We start from the raw sequence: 2,952 nt of genomic DNA, 5'->3' as shown, positions 1-2,952 counted from the left end.
GCTGTATTCAGACAGAAAGTGTTCAAACACCCGATCCCAGTATTCCGCAGCAAAACTGGCGGTGTGCAGTTTGATGCCGATGGCATCGGCAACGGCCTGGGCGTCGGCCAGATCTGTCATGGCTGTGCAGTACTCGGTGCCGTCATCCTCGTCCCAATTTTTCATGAACAGGCCTTCAACCTGGTAGCCCTGGTCTTTCAGAAGCCAGGCGGCCACTGAAGAATCCACGCCGCCGGACATGCCGACGATCACACGCGTGTTGGCGTTACTGTTTGGAGAGGAGGCTTCGGGTGCGTTGGTCATGACAGCTTCGTTACCGGCTAAAAAACCGCGAGTTTATCATCTTTCCGAGGGTGCCGTCTGCGCGTCCACCACCACGTCCAGCGGGTATCGCCGGCCGTTTCGGTAATCTTCTATGCACTGGATGACCAGCGGACTGCGCAGTTTGTCCCCCAGCGCGCGGATTTCATCCAGGGTGAGCCAGTGGGCGGCGATGATGCCATCGTCCAGCTGTTCAGTAACCCGGTCGCCAGCACGCGCAGCGTAGCAGAAACGATAGTAGGTAACGCCGTTGGCCGGAGCCTTGTAGGTGTAAATGCCAAGGAAGTGTATGGGCTCTATGTTCCAGCCCGTCTCTTCAAGGGTTTCCCGTCGGACGGCATCCAGAATGGCTTCATCTTCTTCGATATGGCCAGCCGGCTGGTTGAAAACAACCTTGCCGCCGCTGATCTCTTCAACCATCAGGTAACGGCCGGCTTCATCCTCGACTATAACGGCCACGGTAGCATGGGGTGTCCAGGTCATGATTTCCGGTTTCTCCTGGTTCGGGCGCCAGCGGCGTTGCCGCGGCGGGTTGGTTTTGGTGAAGCGGGTAAATTGACGGTGACCGTTCGATGGGCTCCGGATTCGAGGCCGTCAAGGGTCCAGTCACCAATCCGATACCGGATCAGGCGAAGTGTCGGAAACCCGACGGCAGCGGTCATTCGACGTACCTGCCGGTTCTTGCCCTCGGTTATCGTCAGTTCAATCCAGCTCGTCGGAATGTTATCCCGATGACGCACCGGAGGCACTCTCGGCCAGACCGTCGGGGCAGGCATTCTGTCGGCTTTTGCCGGCCGGGTCAGACCATCCTTGAGCTGCACACCGCTAGCCAGGTGTCTCAGTGCTTCTTCAGAAATGTTTCCTTCTACCTGCACCCAGTAGGTCTTTGGCATCTTCAGTGATGGTGACGCTATGCGGTGTTGGAGGGAGCCTTCCGCGGTCAGAAGGAGCAGGCCCTCGGAATCGTAGTCCAGACGTCCCGCCGGATAAATGCCCGGGATGCGTACGTAATCTGCCAGGGTAGCGCGAGGTGGTTTACTTCCGGAAGCGCCATCGTCTGTGAATTGGCTCAGAACATGAAAGGGTTTATTGAAAAGCACGAGTTCTGCCATGCGAAGGACTTTCCCGGATATCCGCTGTCTTTGAGCAGTGCAGCGTACTGCAAACAGGAAGGCTGGCAAAGTAGGGCGGGCGCCACCGCCCAGGGGGACCTGTCACCCGACGTTTTTAAGGACAAAAAAAGATACCCCCACCAGCAGACGACCGGTGGGTGTGATTTTGCGTTACCAGAACAGGTCAGGCGTTGACTGCACGGGGCGGATAGCCGTCCCTGCCTGATTCCTGCTGGCCGGATTGTCCGGCAGAGTCGCTGCTGGCGTCAGTTTGCGCCTTGCTGGCAGGCAGCTCGTCGGGAACGATGTTGACTGCGTGAATGCCCTTGTCGCTGGGCTTTTTGTCGAAGGTTACGGCCTGGCCGGCTTTTAAGGTCTTGTAGCCGTCCATTTGCACCGAAGAGAAGTGCGCAAACAGGTCGTCACTGCAGCCATCCTCGATGATGAATCCGTACCCTTTGGCATTGTTGAACCACTTGACCTTGCCTCTTGGCATGATGAACTCCCCTGTTCTTTTGCTGTCTCTATTCTTGTTAATTCTCTGTGTGCCTATCGGCGCCGTCGCACAGTCGGTCCGAATCCTGTTACACAAACCTTGCATGGATTTACATTATTTTACATTGCAACTTAACTTTCGGCCAATCATTGCGGTGAGTCAATAGTTTCTATGCCGGGAATGTGTGGTTGAACGCAGTCTGGAAGCGGTATCATGTTCGTATTGATAAATATCTCATGCCCCGCTTGAAAACCCCGGGGCGGACATCCACATTTAACAAGGGCACCGATAAACCGGTAAGGAATGATGCGGACTATCGAAAATTCTCTACTAGTATTCAATCAGGGGGAGGACGAACAACCGGGGCGACAGGATGACCTCAGCGTTGCTCCCGAGAAGCCCGCTCTCAAGCGCCCGGCGCGATACAGGGTGGTGCTTCTGAACGATGATTACACGCCCATGGATTTTGTGGTCGATGTGTTGATGAAGTTCTTCGGAATGAATGAAGAAAAGGCGACGCAGGTGATGCTGCTCGTCCATACACAGGGAAAAGCTGTATGCGGGGTATATACCCGGGACATCGCGGAAACAAAGGCGGCACAGGTGAACCAGTATTCTTCGGAATGCGAACATCCGCTCCTTTGCGAGATTGAACGTGCGGACTGATAGACGTTGGGGTGGCCCATGCTGAGCAAAGATCTAGAAATTACGCTGAATACGGCCTTCAAGAATGCCCGGGACAAGCGTCATGAGTTCATGACTGTGGAGCATTTGTTGCTGGCCCTACTGGATAATGAATCGGCAGTGGGCGTCCTGAAAGCCTGTGGTGCAGACCTCAAGCGGCTTCAGGAAGAGCTTGTCGAATTCGTGGACTCCACCACACCTTTGATTCCGAGCAGCGACAGTGAGCGCGAGACCCAGCCAACACTGGGGTTCCAGCGAGTCCTGCAAAGGGCTGTGTTCCATGTGCAGTCCTCGGGCAAGAAAGAGGTGACCGGTGCCAATGTGCTGGTGGCCATCTTC

General features: G+C 55.6%; 5 protein-coding genes and 1 pseudogene. 2 read left to right on the top strand and 4 right to left on the bottom strand.

Going from position 1 to position 2,952, the window contains the following annotated elements; genetic code table 11:
- From mnmA to B2W52_RS07190, 4 genes and pseudogenes are all read right to left on the bottom strand, one after another.
- Positions 1–303, bottom strand: a pseudogene (gene mnmA, locus B2W52_RS07205) (tRNA 2-thiouridine(34) synthase MnmA); the annotation flags it as partial.
- A 36-nt stretch (positions 304–339) separates the two neighbouring features.
- Complete coding sequence (locus tag B2W52_RS07200; RefSeq protein WP_286802165.1) at positions 340–804, bottom strand: NUDIX hydrolase; 465 nt, start codon at positions 802–804, stop codon at positions 340–342.
- Positions 801–1,433: a pseudouridine synthase gene (locus B2W52_RS07195; RefSeq protein ID WP_053112225.1), complete on the bottom strand. Its 633-nt coding sequence runs from the start codon at positions 1,431–1,433 to the stop codon at positions 801–803. The genes B2W52_RS07200 and B2W52_RS07195 overlap by 4 nt, the downstream gene beginning before the upstream one ends.
- Positions 1,434–1,617: 184 nt before the next feature.
- A complete protein-coding gene (locus B2W52_RS07190; RefSeq protein WP_014577425.1) occupies positions 1,618–1,929 on the bottom strand; it encodes a cold shock domain-containing protein in 312 nt (103 codons plus the stop codon).
- A 306-nt stretch (positions 1,930–2,235) separates the two neighbouring features.
- Between B2W52_RS07190 and clpS the strand changes: the two genes are divergently transcribed.
- Positions 2,236–2,595 (top strand): ATP-dependent Clp protease adapter ClpS, encoded by a 360-nt coding sequence (gene clpS, locus B2W52_RS07185; RefSeq protein ID WP_008169202.1) that lies wholly within the window; start codon positions 2,236–2,238, stop codon positions 2,593–2,595.
- 18 nt (positions 2,596–2,613) lie between these two features.
- Positions 2,614–2,952, top strand: a 339-nt coding sequence (locus B2W52_RS07180) for a Clp protease N-terminal domain-containing protein (protein WP_286802162.1), incomplete at its 3' end; no start/stop codon positions are given.

It is taken from the genome of Marinobacter sp. UBA2498 (genome assembly GCF_002341575.1).
GTDB classification, from domain to species: Bacteria; Pseudomonadota; Gammaproteobacteria; order Pseudomonadales; family Oleiphilaceae; genus Marinobacter; species Marinobacter manganoxydans.
Note: the sequence above shows the minus strand (reverse complement) of the source record. Positions and strands in the feature narration are given on the sequence as shown.